Origin of the sequence: Pseudophaeobacter arcticus DSM 23566 (genome assembly GCF_000473205.1) — a bacterium.
Classification (GTDB): Bacteria; Pseudomonadota; Alphaproteobacteria; order Rhodobacterales; family Rhodobacteraceae; genus Pseudophaeobacter; species Pseudophaeobacter arcticus.
Window position 1 is genome coordinate 4,058,123 of sequence record NZ_KI421507.1, and the last position, 17,540, is coordinate 4,075,662.

The window sequence follows — 17,540 nt, forward strand, 5'->3', positions numbered from 1 at the left end:
GCTCAATTTGACGTATGATTTGTTTTTTCGACAGTAACGCCCGGAAACCGGCGACGGCGGGGCTATGGATTGGCTAATCTGGCGCCATGATGTTTGACCTGCCTGATTCCAAAACGCTGTATGCCGCCCTATGTGCCCGCGATGCGCGCTATGAGGGGCGCGCCTATGTGGGGGTCTCCTCCACCGGGATCTTTTGTCGCCTCAGCTGCCCGGCGCGCAATCCAAAGTTTGAGAACTGCCAGTTTTTTGCCTCTCCCGGGGCCTGTATCGAGGCGGGGTTTCGCGCCTGCAAACGCTGTAAACCGCTGAAAGCCGCGGCCGGCGATGATCCGATGGTGCAGCCGCTGATCGACGCGCTGGAGGCCCGCCCGACCCACCGCTGGCGCGAGGGGGATCTGGTGCAGCTGGGCTATGACCCCTCGACCGTGCGGCGGGCTTTTAAGCGCCATTTTGGCATGACCTTTCTTGAAATGGCGCGACAACGCCGCTTGCGGGAGGGCTTTACCGCCCTGTCCGCCGGAGAGCCGGTGATTGCCGCGCAGATCGACGCCGGCTTTGACAGCCCTTCGGCCTTTCGCGCCGCCTTTGCCCGGCTGGTGGGCATGGCCCCTGGCGCCTTTCGCAAGGATGCGCTGCTGCTGGCGGATTGGATTGATACGCCGCTGGGGGCGATGATCGCCATCAGCTGCCAACATCGGTTGCATCTTTTGGAGTTTGCCGATCGCAAGGCCTTGCCACGCGAGATGCAGCGGCTGCAAAAAGCCCAGCCCGGCGGCATCGGCTTTGGCCGCCCGGCACCGACGCAGCAGGTCGCGGCTGAGCTAGCGGATTATTTTGCCGGCACCCAGGCGCGGTTTGACACACCCTTGGCCCTGCATGGCACTGATTTTGAACGGGAAGTCTGGCGCTACCTGCTGCAAATCCCGGCGGGTGAGACCCGCAGCTATTCGCAAATCGCCCAGGATCTGGGCCGCGCTGCCGCAACCCGCGCGGTGGCGCGGGCCAATGGCAGCAATCAAATTGCCGTGGTCATTCCCTGCCACCGGGTGCTGGCGGCAGATGGCAGCCTGACCGGCTATGGCGGCGGCTTGTGGCGCAAACAACGGCTAATCGAAATTGAAACCAGCTACACGGAAAGGCTGACTGCATGACCTGTTCCAGGTCGGTCTGCGCCTTTGGCGCCGGGCATCAACCGGGCAGGCATCAAACGGGCAGGCACCAACCGGGCAGTCCCCTGCTGCCGTTGACCATCCGGGCGGGGATTTTGCCGGGCGGGGATTTTGCGGCGCTAGAATTGCAGCCGCCAGGGCTGGCCCGGTCTAAATTGGATCAGCTGGTTTGCAGGCAATGGCGGCGAAAGGCCCGTTTCAGCATGTCGAGTTCGGCGCGCAGCAGCTCAATCTCGGCGCGCATGTCATCCACTGTGGCCTCGCCGGCGATCAGCGAAAAGCTCGCCAGCTTCTGGCCGTCCCCGCGGCCTTCGGTGATGACAAAGGTCTGAACCCCATCACAAATCGCCTGGGTTGGAATGGTAATATGCAGGGCCCATTCGCTGGAGGTACTTCCCTCGGTGATCGAGATCCCTTCCGCAAGCGGCTGGTCCTGATAGAGCACCTGAATATCCGGCGGCAGGCCGTTCTCTCCGGCATTCTGGATCACCCCTTCCCAGGTGCCATGGTGAAAACGGATCTTGGTGACGGTCAGGTCGCTCATCTTTTGGGCCTCAGATATTGGCGCGGCGGTGGCGCGCAAAAGTCAGATCGCGCAGAACCACCTGGTTCATGTCTGGCGCCTCAAAAATGAGGTCGAGCCAGATACGCTCAATACGCTTTTCGTTGAGATCGGAATAGGCGAGGTCAAATTCCACGGTGACGTCTTTTTCACCCAGAGGCAATTCCCGCACCAGTTGTTCGGTGTTGGGGCCGTGGCGAATATTCAGACGGGCAAAAATCTCGATCGGTTTTTCTGTCTCGATAACACTGTCGATGCGCATCAGATGATGGCGTGACAGACCCTCGCAGGCCTCGGGTGGCAGATCCACCACCAGCGACAGGAAGGAGCCGTCAAAATTGAACACATCCATGCGCAGGCCAAAAGGGGCAAGATCTTCTTCGCGGTTGTTGCGCAGTTGGCGCAGGGTCAGCTCTGATATGCTGCAATCGTGAAACAGGGTGATTTCTTCACCAAGTTTGGATTTGGAGGGCACCGAAGATATTCCGGGTGTCGGCATTGGTCCGCGCCACAGCTCGGGTCGCCAGGACCAGTCGGTGCCATGGGGGCGTGGAAAAAAGGAGGAGCCAATCTGCGGCAGGGCAAGACGCCCCTCTGCGATATGGATCAGCCGGTCCAATTCTCCCCGCAGGGCACGGGCCTGGTTTCGCTGTTGGCGCAGCTGTGACAGCGGTATGCTCGCGGCCTGTGTTGCGCCCTGTCGCCAGCGTCGCAATGCGCGCCGATGAAACAGCTTGTTTAGAAAACCGCCCATATTGCGTTCTGCACCTTTTTATCTCTGGCCTTGTGCCCGCGGCTTCTGCCTTGGGCGGTCTTGTTCAGCAGGTCTGGCCATCGCCGGGTTGGTGCGGCTGAGCCTTCGGCCTTCTTTACTCTGTTGTCAATCTAGCCGTGGAAGAGCGGTGAAATAAACCGCCAATCCGCCTGCGCAGCGAGAGTTTTTGCGCTGGGGCTGGCTGAGCCGGGGCCAGAGCTGGCTCTGACGGGGCGGCCTTGGTTCCGGGGCGCGCCTTTGGCCGGAGTGCGGTGGCTGCAGATCGCTGCGCCAGAGGGGGCGCGGTTTCTTCCCGGGCCGAGATGGCCTCTGGCTGCGGTGCTGTTTTTGTGCTGGCCTGTTGACTGAGGCGGGTCATTTCGGTCAGCAGCTTTGCGCCGGCCGGTCCCAGCAGGCTGCTACCATCGGGGGCATACAGCGCGAGGACAACCACATAGTTGTTGATCACAAAGGCGCCCCGCCAATGCTCGTCACTGGCACCAGATCCGCCCATGGCGCTTTGGCCTGACCATTGCAACCGGACCAGGGGCAACAGGCCCTTGTCATCATAATAGAGCAGTTTTGCCCCCTCGGCTGTCTGGGCAAGCTCTGCCGTTGTCGGCGCCTCAGCCCCCTGAGCGGGACCAATGGTTGCGGTGATGACGGCAGCGCGGTTTCGCCCGAAGAGATGGGGGCCATGCATCAGATTGCAGCGGGGCAGCAGGGCAAACCCGCCATCGGCCTCCTGGCGCAGCATGGTGGTGTCGATGCAATGGCCCGCAGGCGCAACCAGCGTGACCTTGCCCTGGGCAAACTGGGCCTGGGTCTTTGTGTGCTGCGTCGCGGTCTGGCGCTGTTGGTCACTGATCTGTTCGCCCCGGGAGGCAAAGGAAAACCCCGCCTGCGGCAGGGGGGAACAGGCCGCGAGCGCACAGGACACCGCCAGCACCGCCAAGGAGGCGCGCGCGGGCAGGCGGGCCGCGCCAGCAAAGCGCCCTGCAGACCCGCGCTCAAAGTTCTGAAGGCACGGGGGCGTTTGGGCAGTGGAAACTGTGATCCTATCCTGCCCGGAAGGCCGACACGCTGTGCTGAAATTCATCTCTGCTGGTCTTCTGACCTGGTGTGGTCAGCCTCTGTTGCCCCGCAACCGGGGTCTGTTGGTTTGGCTGCGCAATAATTTCGCAGCTTTGTGGGGGCAACTGCATAGTTGCGTGACCTAGATCACCTTTGCTTTCTTGAATTTGCGGCATAGGTTTGCCAAGTTTTGCCACAGTGACTCAATTTCTGCCGCAGGCGGCAAGCCGGAGTCATTTGCAAGGCTCAGCCATGCAGCTTTTATGCAACAAGGACCGGACATGCCGCGCACGCTGTTTTCATTTATCTGGCGCTATTCAAAGCGTCAGCAGCTGGGGCTATTGGCACTGACCTTGCTGATATTTCCGTTTCTTTTTGCCTCCCTGGAACTGCCTAAACGGATCATCAACGATGCCATCGGCGCGCCAACCCCGTGGGTCGAGGTCTGGGGGCAGGAGATGAGCCAGGTTGAATATCTCTTGCTGCTCTGCTGCGGCTTTCTGGCGGCGGTGATCATTGCCGGGGTGTTGAAGATGCGTCTCAACACCGCCAAGGGGGTGACGGCGGAACGGCTGTTGCGGCGGCTGCGCTACACATTGATCAGCCGGATGATCCGCTTTCCCAAACCCTATTTTCGCACCACCAGCCAGGGGGAGCTGGTGTCGATGATCACCTCGGAAAGCGAGCCAATGGGCGGCTTGATGGGGGATGCGCTGGCGCAGCCGGTGTTTCAGGCGGGGCAGATGCTGACCATCGTGGTCTTCTTGTTCATGCAAAGCGTCTGGTTTGGCTTGGTCTCTATCGCGCTGATCCCCCTGCAGGCCTGGCTGATCCCCATGTTGCAGCGCCAGATCAACCTGCTGAACAAGGAGCGCATTCAGCAGGTGCGCGCCCTGGCCGCCGAGATCGGCGAGACCGCCGCCGGGATTTCCGATCTGCGCGGCAATGGCGGCTGGCGCTTTCGTCTGGCGCAGATCTCGGACCGGTTGGGACGCCTGTTTGAAATCCGCCGCCGGATTTACAACAAGAAATACTTTATGAAGTTCCTCAACAATCTGATCGGCCATATGACACCCTTTGCGTTTTATTCCGCGGGTGGGGTGCTGGCGATCCGCGGCGAGATCACCGTTGGGGCCCTGGTGGCGGGGCTGGCGGCCTATAAGGATCTTTCCGCCCCCTGGAAGGAGCTTTTGACCTATTACAACCAGATGCAGGACATGGGGCTGCGCTGGTCGATCATGACAGAACGGTTTGCCCCCAAGGGGATGATTGACGCCGGTCTGATCGAGGGCATGCCCGATGATCTGCCGCATCTGCGCGGGGATGTGATCTTTCGCAATGTCTCGCTGCGCGACGGTGAGGGAAACATGGTGCTTGAGGACCTGTCCCTGACCATTCCCCAGGGCGCGCGGGTGGCGGTCAAAAGCAGCAGCGATGCCGAGCGGGCGGGCTTTGCCCAGCTTCTGACCCGCGAGGTGCTGCCAACGCGGGGCTCGATCACCGTGGCCGGGCACCGGCTGGAGGCGTTGCATCAGGGGGTGATTGCAGCGCGGGTTGGCTATGCCCATTCCCATCCCTACCTGTTTTCAGGCTCTCTGGGGGATAATGTGCTGATGCCCCTGCGCAGCGCCCCCAGCCTGCCGCGCCCCTCGCTCGAGATCGAGCGCCAGATTGCCGAGGCGGTCCGCGCCGGCAACAGCCCTGACCCGCTGGAGGCAGACTGGGTGAACCCGGCGCTGGCGGGGCTGGGCTCGGAAGACGGTATGCGCGATTGGTGGTTTCAGCTGATCGAGGCCATGGGCGCCGACCAGCAGCTGTTTCGCCGCACGCTGCACGCCCAGTTGCAACCCGGCGCGCACCCGGTGCTGGAAAAGCACATCGTGCGGCTGCGGCCGCTGATCAAACGCCGGCTGATCAAGGCCGGGCTGGACAGCGCGGTGCTGCATTTTGACCCCGAGAGCTTTAACCCGGCGGTGCCTCTGGCGAGCAACATGCTCTTTGCGACCCCGACGCGCGACATTGCCCCAGAAGAGCTTTTGGCTCCGGGGCAGCTATTTTATCAGGTGATCCGCGATCAGCAGCTGGCCGAGGAAACGCTGGAAATTGGCCTGGGGGTGGCTGAGATCCTGATCAAGACCTTTGGCCGCGAGGATCTGGATCATCCGCTGTTCCAACGTCTGGGCCTGGACGAGGAGCTGTATTGCCGCCTGTGCAATGCGGCTGAGGAATACGCGGCGCTGGAGAGCGCCGGGCGCGGTGAAACCCGCAGCCGAACCGGGCATCGCGGCGGCAAGCAAGGCCTGAGTGACGCCTCACGCGCGGCGCTGATGACCCTTCCCTTTCTGCTCTCGGCTGAACAGATCGGCCCCGGATTTCCCGCCGCCTTCAAGGCCCGCATTCTGAAAATCCGGGCCACCAGCGGCGGCGCGCTTACCGCCCGGTCCCAGGGCCTGTTTGTGCCGCTGAACGCGGGCACCTATGTGCCGCGCCTTTCGGTGATGGAGAATGCGCTGTTTGGCAAGGTCTCGCTGCATGCCGGGGATAAGGCGCGCCAGGTTGAGGCCCTGGTGAGCGAGGTGGTGACGGACCATGGCTTGCAAAAACGTCTGGCGCTGATCCTCTATGATCTGCCCACTGGTCTGGGGGGATCGCTGTTGGATCCGGTGTTTCAGGAACGCGCCGCCTTTACCCGTGCGGCAATCAAACGGCCCGATGTGCTGATCCTGGATCGCGCCCTGGCCAGCCATGATTCCGACAGCCGCCTGCGCACCCGCGATAGGCTGCGGGCGCTGATGCCTGCGACCACGATGATTTTTCTCGAAGAAGAGTTCCGCCACCCCGAACGCTATGATCTGTTTGTCGAGATCCATGAGGGCCATATCGACGGCCGTGTCGGGGGCGTGGAACGCCGCCAGAAAGACCGCCCTGAGGGGCTGGTCGCCGAAGATTTCCGCCAAAAACTGGATGTGATTGGCCGGGCGGGTCTGTTTACCCAGCTGGATACGCGCAACCAGCGGCTGCTGGCCTTTTCTGCCCAGTGGCACCGGGTCGATCAGGGCGATCTGGTCTTTGCGCGCGGCGAGAGCGGCGATGCGGTTTACCTCTGTCTTGAGGGCCGGGCTGAGCTGCTCTGGCCGGATGCGCCTGTTGGCATGACACCGGTGGCAGTGATCGAGCCGGGCCGGTTGATTGGCGATTTGGCGGTGATCCTGCGGCAGCCGCGTGAAATGGATCTGCGCGCCGTCGAACCCTGCCTGTTCCTGCGGATCGGTGCTGAAGAATACCGCGCGGTGATCGAAAGCGACGCGGGTGTCGCCACCCAGCTGCTGGAAACGGTCTCGGGGCATCTGGTGGCCCTGGCCTCCAAGGTCCGCGAGGCGGGTTTGCCCGCCATGGGCTTTTCCGGCGACGTGGAAACCGTGGCTGAGGTGTCCAGCAGTGACACAGGTTTTGCACCAAATCAGCCAAATGAGCCACAAGAGGATGCACCAAGATGACCCCTGGGTCGCGCTACCCTGCGCATGAAGACCTGGTGGCGCCGGGGCGGTCCAGATCGCAGCTCTGGCGTCTGCTGCTGGGGCTCGGGGTGATTGCGATGGTCAGTTATGGCCTCCAGATCGTGACGTTTCTGGTATTGCTGGGCTTTACCTCTGTCGAGTGGTTATTGGTGATGGAACGGGGCAGCACACCCATCGCCATGCTGATCCTGCTGGCGACATTTGGCTTTCTGCCACTGGGGGTGGGGCTGGCCGCGCGCCTGCTGCACAATCGGTCCTTTTTCAGTCTGATCGGGGCACCGGGATTGACGGTGCAGCAGTTTATCCGAACCTGTCTGGGGGGGACGGCTGTTTTTGCGGTCATCATGGTTTTGCCGCCCTATGATTTTGGCGCGCCACTGGTGGCCAACCTGCATTGGCTGACCTGGCTGGGTCTGCTGCCACTGTCGCTCTTGGCCGTGTTGGTACAGGTCAGCGCCGAAGAACTGGTGTTTCGCGGGTATCTGCAACAGGCCCTGGCGGCGCGGTTCAGTCACCCGGTGATTTGGCTTGGGCTTCCCTCGGCGCTGTTTGGCGCGGCGCATTACATGCCGCAAGAGGCCGGGGACAATGCCTGGCTGCTGTGCCTTTGGGCCATGGGATTTGGGCTGCTGATGGCGGATCTCACCGCCCGTGCCGGCACCCTGGGGCCTGCCATTGCAGTACATTTTGTCAACAACATCGTGGCCTTGCTGATCCTGGGATCGCCCAGCAGCCTGTTTGGTCTGGCGCTTTATCTGCTTCCCTATGAGATGTCGGATGTGGCCGCCCTGCGCCCCTGGCTGTGGGTGGACTGCGCAACGATGCTGGTCCTGTGGTTGGTGGCACGGCTGGCGATACGGCGCTGATTGCAATTCAGCGCAAGGCAGCTTATCTGGTGTCGAAACTGGCCCCGCCAAACGGCTCTGACAGAGGCATGATATGAACTGGATCACCAACTACGTCCGCCCAACGATCAACTCGCTGTTTTCGCGTCGCGAAGTGCCTGAGAATCTTTGGCAGAAATGCAGTGAATGCGGCACCATGCTGTTTCACCGCGAACTGAGCGACAATCAGAATGTCTGCACCAACTGCGGTCACCATATGCATATCACCCCGCGCGATCGCTTCACTGCGCTGTTTGATGGCGGAGTGTTCACCGAGGTTGCGGTGCCAGAGCCAATTACCGATCCGCTGAAGTTCCGCGATCAGAAAAAATACCCAGACCGCATGAAGGCGGCGCAGAAAAAGACCGACGAAAAAGAAGCCATGCTGGTGGCCGCCGGAGAAATTGGCCGCACGCCGATTGTTGCTGCGGCGCAGGATTTCTCCTTTATGGGGGGCTCCATGGGCATGTATGTGGGCAACGCGATTATCGCCGCCGCCGAAGAGGCCGTCAGGCTGGGCCGCCCGTTGGTGCTGTTCTCGGCTGCTGGCGGCGCGCGCATGCAGGAAGGTATCCTGTCACTGATGCAGATGCCCCGGACCACGGTGGCGGTGCAGATGCTGAAAGAAGCCAACCTGCCCTATATCGTTGTGCTGACCCATCCCACCACCGGCGGCGTGACGGCCTCATATGCGATGCTGGGCGATGTGCATATCTCCGAGCCCAACGCGTTGATCTGTTTTGCCGGTCCCCGGGTGATCGAACAGACCATCCGCGAAAAGCTCCCCGAAGGCTTCCAGCGGGCGGAATACCTGCTGGATCACGGCATGCTGGACAGGGTGATCCCGCGCACCGAAATGCGGGCAGAGCTGATCACCATTATCCGCATGCTGATGGGGCTCTCGCCGCAGGTGGTGGGCGATCTGCCCGCGCCGGGTGCAGGTGCAGAGGCCGCGAATGAGACAGAAGATGCCGCAGAAACACCTGCTGCAGAAACCTGATTGACCCTATAGTGTTTTGACGCGGCCCGCCTCTTCAGGGCGGGCCGTTTGTCGTTTTGGTGACCCCGCCCTCCCCCTTTGCTGCCATTGAGTGTGCCCCCATGACCCAGCCGACTTCTGATGCCATCCTTGCCCGCATGCTGGCGCTGCATCCCAAGATCATCGACCTGACCCTGGATCGGGTCTGGCGCCTGCTCAAGCGGCTGGACAATCCGCAAGAGAGCCTGCCTCCGGTGATCCACCTGGCCGGCACCAATGGCAAGGGCTCAACCCAGGCAATGATCCGCGCCGGGCTGGAAGGCTGGGGCAAATCGGTGCATGCCTATACCTCGCCGCATCTGGCGCGGTTCCACGAACGCATCCGTCTGTCAGGAGAGCTGATTTCCGAACAGTATCTCACCGAAGTCCTGGATGAGTGCTACGCCACCAATGGCGATGAGAGCATCACCTATTTTGAAATCACCACAGTGGCCGCTCTTCTGGCCTTTGCCCGCACTGCGGCGGATTATACCCTGCTGGAGGTCGGCCTGGGCGGGCGGCTGGACGCCACCAATGTGATTGCCCAACCGGCCCTCACGGTGATCACGCCGATCTCCATCGATCACGAACAATTCCTCGGTGATACCCTGACCAAGATCGCCACCGAGAAGGCCGGGATTATCAAACGTGGCGTGCCGGTGGTTGTCGGCCCGCAACCGGATGCGGCCCTGGAGGTCATCGAGGCCACAGCCGCGCGTCTGGGCGCCCCCCTGATTGCCTATGGTCAGCAGTGGCATGTCAGCCAAGAGCGCGACCGGCTGGTGTTTCAGGACGAGCGCGGCTTGCTGGACCTGCCCATGCCGGTGCTGCTGGGGGCACATCAGGTGCAAAATGCCGGCGCGGCCCTTGCCGCCCTGCGCCACCTGGGCGCGGATGACGCTGCCTGCGAGGCTGCGATGACACAGGCGCGCTGGCCCGCGCGGATGCAGCGATTGAAATCCGGTCCACTGGTTGCGGCGGCAGGACGGGCCGAAATCTGGTTAGATGGCGGCCACAACGCTGCGGCGGGGCTTGCTCTGGAACACGTCCTGGCAGGGCTGCCAAAGCGGCCCACCCATCTGATCTGCGGTATGCTCAACACCAAGGATGTCAGCGGGTATCTTGCGCCCCTGGCCCGGCAGGCCCAAAGCCTCACGGCCATTTCAATTCCTGATGAAGTCAACACCCTGCCAGCCGAGGCAACCCAAGCCGCCGCGCAATCGGTGGGGTTTGAGGCCACAACCGCCAAAAATACGGCAGAGGCCTTGCAGGCAATTTTGCAAAAAGCGCCGGACTCCCGCGTGCTGATCTGCGGATCCCTTTACCTTGCAGGCCATATCCTGCGTGAAAACGGCTGATCTGGTCCGGCAAGGGGGGGCTCCCGCCCGTCTTGGAACATTCTTGCAGAATGATCCTCGCCCGTTGGGCCCGGCGCCGCTGACGCGGCGCGGTCGCGCTTTCATTTGGCCCAAAATATCCTGGGGGTGAGCGCCTGTGGCGCGAGGGGGCAAAGCCCCCTTATTGCGCCTGCCCCCAATTCTGATCCTGCATTTCGCGCAGGCGCGAGGCGGTGCGCTCAAACTCAAACGCTCCATCCCCCTCGACATAGAGAAACTCGGGCTCTGCCGCTGCGGTGCAGATCAGCCGCACCCGCGCCTCATACAGCGCGTCGATCAGGGTGACAAAACGCTTGGCTTCGTTGAAGTTGTTGCGGCTGAGCCGGGGGATATTCTCCAGCAGCAAGACCTTCACCTCTTCCGCAATAGCGAGATAATCCCCAGGGCCAAGCATCTTGCCGCAGAGATCAAAGAAACTGGCCCGGGCCACACCATTGCGAAAGGCGGGCAGGACCACTTCGCGCCCCTTTACTTCTAGGGTCAGAGGTTGCGCGTCCCCTCCCGCGAGATCCTGCCAGATCGCCTGAAGGCTGGCGCGGGCCTCTGCATCCGCCGGGGCAAAATAGACCGTGCTGCCCGTCAGGCGGTCCTGCCGGTAATCCACCGGGCTGACCATCTCCCAGATCTCCATCTTCTCCTTGATAAGGTCGATGAAGGGCAAAAACAGCTGCCGGTTCAGCCCGTTTTTATAGAGCGCGTCGGGCAGCCGGTTGGAGGTGGTCACCACGCAGACATCCGCCTTGAACAGGGCCTCAAACAGCCGCCCGACAATCATCGCATCGGTGATGTCAGAGATCTGCATCTCGTCAAAGGCCAGGACCCGCACCGAGTCCGCCACCTCCTGCGCCACCGGCGCCAGCGCGTCCTGCACCCCTTGCTGGCGGGCAGCGTGCATCTTGGCGTGGATCTCCTGCATGAAGGCATGGAAATGCACCCGCCGGGACGGGATATCCCCCAGGCTATCGACAAAGAGATCCATCAACATGGATTTGCCACGCCCCACGCCACCCCACAGATACAGACCCTTTGGCGCCGGCGGCGGGCTGGCGCGGCGAAACAACCCGCGTTTCACCGGCTCGGCCTTCACGCCGGCTGAGATCCGGTCGAATTGCGGCAAAACCGCCTCCTGGGCGGGGTCGGGGCGCAGATCGCCAGCGGCAATCTTTTGGGTATAAAGCGTGCTGAGATTGGTCATGGGCTAGGCTTATCGTGCTAGTCGCTGATTGAAAAGATATCCGGTGCATGCACTGCTATTTGGCACCCAAGACCTGTTTGCAAGCCTGTCGGGTGTACAAGGTAAAGCAGTATTGAGGTTGATACTGCTCGCAAAAGTTATATCCTTGCTTCAAGTGAATTTTCTAAGACGGGCATAGATTTATGCGATTTTTTAGCAGCTCTCCAAACCAATCGATTAGACATGTTTCAAGCTATGCCTGGGTGATAGCTCTCAGCGTGATTTGTTCAGTGCTCACAGCAAATAACCTGACCGCGGCGCCCCTTATTAAACACAAACTGGATAGTAGCTTTACGGTTAAAGGGCATTTTGAATCGGAGGTTGTGGATGGGAAAACTGTCCATCCGGTCATCAGTTACCACAAAATAATTCAGCACGAAGGTAAACCCTATGTTTGTGCTGGTTTTAAAGTCGGGGTTCGTTTTCCCCACGCACATGAGTTTTTTCGCCAGATCACGCTAAAGCTGGGTAGCAAAACACTTCGGCGTGGTATGGAGCCGATCCTCCGTGAAATCGATTATCTAAGCCTGTTTTCAAAGTCTCTGAGGGTCCTGTCGGGGGACGTCAGATCGCTTTATGGGACAGAGGTAGAGTGTTTGCGGGTAAACCGGAAATGGCGGGATGAATTCAACTCGACACCAAGTGAGTTGTTCTTTCCTAGAGTGGTGTGGGTATCCGAGGGATAAGAGGTCACATCAAATTTCCTTAACTGGGCGCGCAAAATCTTTGATTTGACCGGGGGGAGATTTTCCATACTCTCGCCACTCTGATCAGGAGAAATGCCCCATGCCCCGCAGCGCTGCGCCCCTTTTTACGCCGGTCTTGATTGTCGGCTGCGTTATTATCATGGCCAGCTTTGCTGTGCGGGCCTCATTTGGGGTGTTTCAGATCCCCATTGCCGAAGAATTTGGCTGGCTCAGGGCTGAATTCTCGCTGGCAATTGCCGTCCAGAACCTTGCCTGGGGCATTGGCCAGCCGATTTTTGGCGCGCTGGCGGAGAAGATCGGCGATCGTAAGGCCATCGTTCTGGGCGCGATCATCTATGCTGCGGGGCTGGTGCTCAGCTCTGGCGCCACAACCCCGTTTGAAATGCAGGCCTATGAATGGCTGGTGGGCTTTGGCATTGCCGGCACCGGCTTTGGCGTGGTCTTGGCGGTGGTGGGGCGGGCCAGTTCCGATGCAAACCGCTCAATGTCACTGGCTGTTGTCACCGCTGCCGGGTCAGCCGGGCAGATCATTGGCGCGCCAACGGCAGAGTTCCTGCTGTCGGTGATGAGCTGGCAATCGGTGTTCATGGTCTTTGCCGGCGCGGTACTGGCCCTCATTCTGACGCTGCCGCTGATGCGGGCGCCGCAGGCGGCCAGCAAGGCCGAGCTTGAGGCCAGTATGGGAACCGTCCTGAAACAGGCCTTTAAGGATCCGTCTTTTACGCTGATCTTCCTCGGGTTCTTTTCCTGCGGCTATCAGCTGGCCTTTATCACCGCGCATTTTCCCGCCTTTGTCACCGAAATGTGCGGGCCGATCCTGCCGGGCGGGGCGCTGCACAGCATTGGCATCACCACGACCTCCGCCCTTGGGGCGGTGTCGATTGCGCTGATTGGCGCGGCCAATGTGGGCGGCACGCTGTTTGCCGGCTGGCTGGGCAATCGCTACAGCAAGAAATACCTGCTGGCCGGGATTTATACGGCGCGCACGGTGGTGGCTGCGGTGTTTATCCTGCTGCCGATCACTCCGACGAGCGTGATCATCTTCTCGGTTGTCATGGGGTCGCTCTGGCTGGCGACAGTGCCGCTGACCTCTGGGCTGATCGCGCATCTTTATGGGCTGCGCTACATGGGCACGCTCTATGGTATCGTGTTTTTCAGCCACCAGCTGGGCGGTTTCCTGGGGGTTTGGCTGGGCGGGCGGATGTATGACGTCTACGGCGATTACACCTTTGTGTGGTGGATCGGCGTTGCTGTCGGCGCCTTTAGCGCCGTGGTGCATCTGCCGGTACGGGAGAAATCCCCGATGGCGCTGGCTGCCTGATCTGCGCTGATATGCAAGCGCCCTAACATGCAAATGCCCGCCCCCCGATACGGGGGAGGCGGGGCTTGCTGGGGTTATTCAAACGCCCTGCGATGGTTGGCGGCGATGATCTCCAGAACCTCCTGGGTATGGGTATAGGGCAGCCCATGACCGGCGGTCTCGATGACCTCCTGGCGGGCAGAGCGCGCCTGTTCGGTCATCCGCCCAATGGAGCTGACCGGTATGACCTCATCTTCCCCGCCCCAGATCGCCAGGATGGGTACACCACTGCGATGGATCCGGCGCAGATCATCGCCCCTGTCTTCCATCAGGATCCCGCGCAGGGAGGCCAGAACCGCCGCCACAAAGCCTTTGTAGCGCAGCTCGTTTTGCTGCAGATCGACGATGCCGGGCACCGAGGAGGGCAGGGCGCGCTCGGCCTCGCAGCCGCGACGATGCAGACGGGGGAAAAGCGCCAGCATCATCCAGTCGCCAAGGGGGCTGTGGTCCCGGATGAACCGTGCCATCTTGCCCGGTTCGGACTTTAGCCCGGCGGAGGCCAGCAACACCAGCGCGCGGATCCGGTCGGGATGCGCCGCAGCATAGGCGGTGGCGATGGCCCCGCCCATGGAGTAGCCCACAAGGGTAAAATCTCCGGTGATCCCCTCCTGCTCCAGCAGCTCTTCCAGTTGGGAGACAAAAAAGGCGCTGTCCTGCGCCCCCTTGGGGCGGTCGGAAAACCCACGCCCGTAGAGGTCATAGGTCAGCACGCGATAGCCTTTGGCGGTGAGCCCCTCGGCAAAGCCGCCCCAGACAAAGGAGGGCGTGGTGAGCCCATGCACACAGACGGCAACAGGCCCCCGGGTGGGGCCGTGCCACTGATAATGGGTGAGCCCGCGCGACAGGCGGGCAAAGCGCCCCGGTGCGCCATTGCGCGCACCAGGCCCCATGGTCCTGCGCAGCCTCTCCCGCACCAGCGGCAGCAGGGCCAGGGTGCTCAGCAGGCCAAGAAACAGCAGGCCAAGAAACAGCAGGGTGGGGAGCAGCAGCCAGGTCATGCGGCGGCGTTCCATTTTTCCAGCACATGATGGCTGGTCATCAGATCGAGATGGGCGCCACCGCCGTTTTTGAACAGGGTGATGGCTGCGGGGTCATAGGCCGGGAACTGGTCGATGCTGTAGAAATCCGCCAGCACATCGCTGCGCTGGATCACGCCCTCGGCCAGCGGGATCTTGAACTCACCGATATGATCCAGCGTGGTGTCAAAGCTGTCGCAGTAGATTTTTGAACGGGTCAGGGCGGTGTCATCCGCCTCGCGCATGTCGGGGCGGTAGGCGCCGATCATGTTCAGATGCTGACCGGGACGCAGCCACTCACCCTTGATCACCGGGCTGGAGGACATGGTGCAGGTGACGATGATATCCGCCGCTTTGACCGCCGCTTCAAGATCGGTGGCAACGGCTGCCCTGGGGTAGCGCGCCGCCAGCTCTTCGGCCTTGGACTGAGTCCGGTTGCAGATGCGGATCTGCGCCTGCGGATAGGCGGCACCAAAGGCCTCAACCAGCGATCCGGCAACGGTGCCGGCGCCGACAATCAGCACTTCACGGCTGTCAGGGTTTGCCAGCCGCAAGGCGCCCAGCAGGCTGTCGCCTGCGGTCTTCCATTTGGTCACCAGATGGAAATCCACAAGCGCTTCCAATGTGCCATCGAGATCCGAATACAGACAGACCGAGCCATTGATCATCGGCTTGCCCGCATCAGGGTTCTTGGGGAAGATATTGGCCGTTTTGACCGCCAGTCCCATGCCATCAATCCAGGCAGAGCGGCTGAGCAGCGTGTCCGGATCCCGGTAGAGAAAGGTATCGCCGATCTCGGCCTTGGGCAGGTCATGGCCCCGGGTCAGGGCCTGGGTGAAGTCAATCCAGTTGAGCAGGGCTTCACCGGCGTCAAAGGGGATCATGGGAATACTCATTGGGCGTCCTGTTCTGATAATAGTCCGGCCTCGACCAGGCGCGCGGCCCAGGCCTCGGGTGTGGTGAAAAGATGGCCCTGCCATCCGCGCGCGGTGGCGGTCTCGATGTTTTCGGGCCGGTCATCGGCAAACAGCAGCCGGTCCCTTGGGACCCCGGCCCCCTGTTCCAGATGCTGATAGATTTTATCGTCAGGTTTGATGCAGCCGAGATGGCCTGAGATATAGGCCTGATCAAATTCAGCCAGAAAGGGATAGGCTGTGACGGCGACTTCAAAGGTGCCGATGCCAAAGTTGCTGAGCGCCAGAACCGGCACGCCCTTGGCGCGCAGGGCGCGCAGCAGGCGGACCGACTGCGGGATATCCGCGTGGGCAAATTCCAGCCAGCTGTCGTGCCAGTGGCGCACTTCTTCGGCCCAGTCCGGATGCTGTTCTGCCAGATCATAAACCGAGGCACGAAAGGGATCGCCGCGATCCAGCCCGAGGTTCATCTGGTGCAGCGGCACCTCGGCAAACAGGCGCTTGCGGGCTTCGGGGCCGAGACGGGCATCATAGAACCGTTCCGGGTCCCATTCGATCAGCACATTGCCGATATCAAAAACGACGGCTTCGATAGTCATGGGGCAGTTGCTTCCTATCCTGTGGATCTGGGTCGCGGGCGGCTGGGCGGGCGATTGTTGCGAGTCTCGCGCCAGAGGGAAACAAGACCAGCGCCAATGATCAAGCCACTTCCGAGCCAGACCGGCAGATCGGGCCATTCCTGAAACACCAGAATACCCCAGAGCACGGCCATGGGCATCGTGATATATTCAAAGGGGGCCACCAGCCCCGCCTCGCATTGGCGATAGGCAAAGCTGATCAGATAGCCGCCAACAGAGGCGGTGAGCCCAAGGGCGACAAAGGCCCACCAATCGCCCATTGGGGGCCAGATCCAGGCCCGCAGGATGAAATCCAGCGCCGGGTTGTCGCCCGTGGCAAAGCGGCCGTCACCGGTGCTGAGACCCACCCCGGCGCTGACCAGCATGAAAGCGAGAGAAGGATAAAAGGTCAGGGCTGCCGGACTGTCAGCGCCGCCAGCCCGGCGGGTCAAAACATGTAGGGTGGCATAGCCACAGGCGCCAAAAAACGGCAGCAAAGCTGTGGCCTGAAAGGTGCCGGGACCGGGGCGCATGATAATCAGCACGCCGATAAAACCAACGACAACCGCGCTCCAGCGCCAGATGCCGGGCCGTTCGCCTAACAGCACCACCGACAGCAGGGTGACAACCAGTGGGGTGACAAAGGCAATGGCCACCGCATCGGCCATCGGCATGGTGGCAAGGCCCGTGTAAAAGCAGATATTGGCCGCAAGCACCGCGCCGCAGCGGATCAGGTGCAGCATGGGCTGGTGTGTCCGCAAGACGTGAAAGCCGCCCTCCAGTGGAACGATGAGCAGCAGCAGGATCGGCATCGCCACCAGAGAGCGCAAGAGCACCACCTGATACAGCGGATAATCCCCGGAGAGGAATTTGACCAAGACATCAATGATGGAAAAACAGATGGCCGAGCCGGCAGCGGCAAAGAGCCCAAGGAGGCTGACCTTCATCGTCTCGCTCATCTAAACCTCGCATTGCATTACCCCCTGATGCATCGCGTAAATATTACGCTGGGGCAATGGGCGGCGCTGTGCTGGCGCGGAAAAGATTTTGCAGTGCCAGGTCCTGCACCTGTGGCTGGCAGGGATTTTATTTGCTGAGAAGCGGTTTGAGGGGGCATGCTGCCCATCAAACGCGCCGCCTCCAGTCTGTACCAACCGATCCCGCCTCAAGGACAAGCCGCTGGCGCGGGGGCCTTGCGGCCCTCCTTGACCCGCGATCTGTTGGGGGGGGCAGTGGTGGATCCTGTTCGCCCGGCGGATCCTGTCAGCCTGGCGGAGGCTCATCTCGGCCAATTGTGCCTCGGGGTCATCACAGAG

Annotated in this window: 14 protein-coding genes; 6 read left to right on the top strand and 8 right to left on the bottom strand. The window is 61.3% G+C overall.

Annotated features, from left to right (window positions below; genetic code table 11):
* Positions 1 to 86 precede the first annotated feature (86 nt).
* Complete coding sequence (locus tag ARCT_RS0124040) at positions 87 to 1,151, top strand: bifunctional transcriptional activator/DNA repair enzyme AdaA (protein WP_027242382.1); 1,065 nt, start codon at positions 87 to 89, stop codon at positions 1,149 to 1,151.
* 178 nt (positions 1,152 to 1,329) lie between these two features.
* Here ARCT_RS0124040 and ARCT_RS0124045 read toward each other — a convergent pair whose 3' ends face one another.
* From ARCT_RS0124045 to ARCT_RS26800, 3 genes are all read right to left on the bottom strand, one after another.
* The gene (locus tag ARCT_RS0124045) at positions 1,330 to 1,713 is read right to left on the bottom strand and encodes a hypothetical protein (RefSeq protein ID WP_027242383.1); all 384 of its coding nucleotides are present in this window, start codon (positions 1,711 to 1,713) and stop codon (positions 1,330 to 1,332) included.
* Between the two features lie 10 nt (positions 1,714 to 1,723).
* Complete coding sequence (locus ARCT_RS0124050) at positions 1,724 to 2,485, bottom strand: DUF6478 family protein (protein WP_027242384.1); 762 nt, start codon at positions 2,483 to 2,485, stop codon at positions 1,724 to 1,726.
* Positions 2,486 to 2,600: 115 nt separating this feature from the next.
* Positions 2,601 to 3,440, bottom strand: a complete 840-nt coding sequence (locus tag ARCT_RS26800) for a hypothetical protein (RefSeq protein ID WP_161631347.1) — start codon at positions 3,438 to 3,440, stop codon at positions 2,601 to 2,603.
* Between the two features lie 400 nt (positions 3,441 to 3,840).
* On the opposite strand from ARCT_RS26800, the gene ARCT_RS26805 reads away from it, so the two are divergent.
* The 4 genes from ARCT_RS26805 to ARCT_RS0124075 all read left to right on the top strand — a co-directional run bounded on the left by ARCT_RS26805 (position 3,841) and on the right by ARCT_RS0124075 (position 10,337).
* Entirely contained in the window at positions 3,841 to 7,056 is a 3,216-nt protein-coding gene (locus ARCT_RS26805) for an ABC transporter transmembrane domain-containing protein (RefSeq protein WP_051360988.1), read from the top strand.
* Positions 7,053 to 7,943: a CPBP family intramembrane glutamic endopeptidase gene (locus ARCT_RS0124065; protein ID WP_027242385.1), complete on the top strand. Its 891-nt coding sequence runs from the start codon at positions 7,053 to 7,055 to the stop codon at positions 7,941 to 7,943. Before ARCT_RS26805 ends, ARCT_RS0124065 begins: the two co-directional genes overlap by 4 nt.
* Positions 7,944 to 8,016: 73 nt before the next feature.
* A complete protein-coding gene (gene accD / locus ARCT_RS0124070) occupies positions 8,017 to 8,961 on the top strand; it encodes an acetyl-CoA carboxylase, carboxyltransferase subunit beta (RefSeq protein ID WP_027242386.1) in 945 nt (314 codons plus the stop codon).
* Positions 8,962 to 9,062: 101 nt separating this feature from the next.
* Positions 9,063 to 10,337 carry a bifunctional folylpolyglutamate synthase/dihydrofolate synthase gene (locus ARCT_RS0124075; RefSeq protein WP_027242387.1) on the top strand — a complete coding sequence of 425 codons (1,275 nt, stop codon included), beginning with the start codon at positions 9,063 to 9,065 and terminating at the stop codon, positions 10,335 to 10,337.
* A 160-nt stretch (positions 10,338 to 10,497) separates the two neighbouring features.
* Here the strand turns inward: ARCT_RS0124075 and zapE are convergent, their stop codons facing one another.
* Positions 10,498 to 11,571, bottom strand: coding sequence for a cell division protein ZapE (gene zapE / locus ARCT_RS0124080; RefSeq protein ID WP_027242388.1), 1,074 nt, complete (start codon positions 11,569 to 11,571; stop codon positions 10,498 to 10,500).
* Between the two features lie 825 nt (positions 11,572 to 12,396).
* Here zapE and ARCT_RS0124090 point away from each other — a divergent pair.
* Positions 12,397 to 13,638 carry an MFS transporter gene (locus tag ARCT_RS0124090; protein WP_027242390.1) on the top strand — a complete coding sequence of 414 codons (1,242 nt, stop codon included), beginning with the start codon at positions 12,397 to 12,399 and terminating at the stop codon, positions 13,636 to 13,638.
* 74 nt (positions 13,639 to 13,712) lie between these two features.
* Here ARCT_RS0124090 and ARCT_RS0124095 read toward each other — a convergent pair whose 3' ends face one another.
* From ARCT_RS0124095 to ARCT_RS0124110, 4 genes are read right to left on the bottom strand one after another with little or no spacing between them, the layout of a single operon-like run.
* Positions 13,713 to 14,675, bottom strand: coding sequence for an alpha/beta fold hydrolase (locus ARCT_RS0124095; RefSeq protein ID WP_051361147.1), 963 nt, complete (start codon positions 14,673 to 14,675; stop codon positions 13,713 to 13,715).
* On the bottom strand, positions 14,672 to 15,589 hold the full coding sequence (locus ARCT_RS0124100) for an ornithine cyclodeaminase family protein (RefSeq protein ID WP_027242392.1): 918 nt from the start codon (positions 15,587 to 15,589) through the stop codon (positions 14,672 to 14,674). Before ARCT_RS0124100 ends, ARCT_RS0124095 begins: the two co-directional genes overlap by 4 nt.
* Positions 15,586 to 16,206, bottom strand: coding sequence for an HAD family hydrolase (locus ARCT_RS0124105; RefSeq protein WP_027242393.1), 621 nt, complete (start codon positions 16,204 to 16,206; stop codon positions 15,586 to 15,588). The genes ARCT_RS0124100 and ARCT_RS0124105 overlap by 4 nt, the downstream gene beginning before the upstream one ends.
* Before the next feature lie 14 nt (positions 16,207 to 16,220).
* Positions 16,221 to 17,183: a DMT family transporter gene (locus ARCT_RS0124110; protein ID WP_027242394.1), complete on the bottom strand. Its 963-nt coding sequence runs from the start codon at positions 17,181 to 17,183 to the stop codon at positions 16,221 to 16,223.
* Positions 17,184 to 17,540 lie beyond the last annotated feature (357 nt).